Annotated in this window: 1 protein-coding gene; it reads left to right on the forward strand. The window is 44.3% G+C overall.

All coding sequences use genetic code 11. The annotated features are described in order from the left end of the window. The coding region (locus tag DP117_RS34120; protein ID WP_169222571.1) for a family 10 glycosylhydrolase at positions 1-1918 on the forward strand (1918 nt) is incomplete at its 5' end. Positions 1919-1981: the final 63 nt, after the last annotated feature.

Raw genomic sequence — 1981 nt, forward strand, 5'->3', positions numbered from 1 at the left:
CACCTCCCCATCCCCCTCACCTTCCCCTAAAATTGCTACAGCTCCTCAACCTAGGGCTATTCCCAGTGTCACACCTCCAAAATCAGATGAAGCAATTGATCAACTTGAACAAGCAGTGCGGTTTGATGTTGTCCCTAACTCACAAGCACCAATTAGCCGACTTGAAGTACTTACTTATCAGCATGAGCTAGAAAATCTTATTGGTAGAGTCGAGAGTGCTCATCTTGCAGCACTCGCTATTTCTGAAAACGCTGACAATGCAACGTTAGCAAAGACGCAACAGACACAACAGGTAGCATCAACAAGAAGTCAAGCAGTTGTTCTCAGCACACAACAAGCTTTAGATGCTGCTCGTGAAGTTGTCAAAAACTTGCCTGAATTGATTGCACAAAAAAACTATGCTCAGGCTCGTCAGCAATGGTTAATGGCTAGAGCGAATTTGTGGAACCAATTTCCTCTCAATAAGAGGTTGGCTCAACCAGAAATCAGAGCAATGTGGCTTGATAGAGGAACAATTATCCGTGCAGGGAACGAGCAGGGACTCGCTGTGATTTTTGATCGCATGGCGCAAGCCGGAATTAATACAATATTTTTTGAAACAGTTAATGCTGGCTACACCATTTATCCGAGCAAAATTGCGCCTCAGCAAAATCCTTTAGTTCGTAATTGGGATCCACTCGCATCTGCTGTTAAGTTAGCTCACGAGCGAGGTATAGAATTACATGCTTGGGTTTGGGCTTTTGCTGCTGGGAACCAACGTCATAATCAACTGTTGAATATAAATCCTAATTACCCAGGACCAGTGCTTGCTGCTCATCCAGATTGGGCAGGCTATGATAATCGTGGTCGAATGATTCCTTCTGGACAGAGTAAGCCATTTTTTGACCCGGCAAATCCTCAGGTACGGCAGTACTTGTTAAGCTTGTATGAGGAAATTGTCACTCAATATAAGGTAGATGGTTTACAACTAGACTACATTCGCTATCCCTTCCAAGACCCAGCCGCAAACCGGACTTATGGTTATGGTAAGGCGGCCAGGGAACAGTTTCAACAACTAACTGGCACAGATCCAGCAAAGATTTCCCCAAGACAACGGCAATTGTGGCAAAAGTGGACAGAATTTCGCACTCAGCAAATTGATAATTTTGTTGCTCAAGTATCGCAACAACTGCGAAAAAAACGACCATCATTGATTTTGTCAGCTGCTGTATTTCCCCTTCCAGAACAAGAACGCATTCAAAAGCTACAGCAGCACTGGGAGGTTTGGGCAAGGCGCGGCGATATCGATTTAATTGTCCCTATGACTTATGCTCAGGATACTCCGCGCTTTGAGCGACTGGCACAACCTTGGATAATAACTGCTACACAACTGGGTTCTTCTCTGTTAGTACCAGGAATTCGTCTGCTTTCTTTACAAACAGTCGGAGCATTTGATCAAATTCAACTACTTAGAGACTTGCCTGTTGCTGGTTATGCTCTATTTGCTGCACAGAATTTTACGAATGACCTCAACCAAGTCTTTAGTAATACTCAAGGTAGCACTCAACGTACACAAAAAGAACTGATTCCGCACCGCCAACCTTTTCAAACTGCTTGGGTTCGTTACACTACGCTACAACGTGAGTGGAAGTTGGCACAGCAAAATAACAAGCTGCGAATAACTTCCACAACGCTTTCAACTTTTAACTCCGAAGCCCAAGTTGTGCAAAGTGCTTTAAATCAACTGGCTACTAACCCTGATAACACGAAATTGGTCACAGCAAGAACATCGTTTTTAAAGTTACAGTCTCGATTTAGAGAGTGGATGCGTCTACAAGCTTTGGAAAATCCATATCAAGTCAGAGTTTGGGAAAATCGTCTTGCCACGATAGAGAAGTTATTGCGTTACGGAGAACGAGTACAGTTGCAACGCAAGTGATGATGCACATTGTAGGGAAATGAGGGTGTAAGGGAGTCGGGGGAGTCGGGGGAGTGGAGGGAG

It is taken from the genome of Brasilonema sp. UFV-L1 (genome assembly GCF_012912105.1).
GTDB lineage: Bacteria > Cyanobacteriota > Cyanobacteriia > Cyanobacteriales > Nostocaceae > Brasilonema.